Below are 249 nucleotides of genomic sequence, written 5' to 3'. Positions count from 1 at the left end.
CCCCGGCCCGCCGCAGGGCCGCCGGCCAGATCAGCGGCATCGCCATCGCCTACGACAAGCACACCCACCGCGCCCCCGACTACGCCCTGGCCGGCAACACCCATCTCTACGAGGCCCTGCGCGCCGGCAAGTTCGTCCAGATCACCCCCGCGGGCACCGAAACCCTCACGATCCCCGACGCACTGCAACTCCACTGGAAGCCGGCATCCGCCCGCCGGGACACCCTCCTCGTCCGCCCCGACGGCTACA

The 249-nt window shown here is 72.3% G+C and carries 1 pseudogene; it reads left to right on the top strand.

What is annotated here, in order from left to right:
• A pseudogene (locus J0695_RS37560) lies at nucleotides 1–249 on the top strand (FAD-dependent oxidoreductase); the annotation flags it as partial.

The organism is Streptomyces beijiangensis (genome assembly GCF_017315755.1).
GTDB classification, from domain to species: Bacteria; Actinomycetota; Actinomycetes; order Streptomycetales; family Streptomycetaceae; genus Streptomyces; species Streptomyces beijiangensis.
This window is presented reverse-complemented; position numbering and strand designations above follow the sequence as displayed.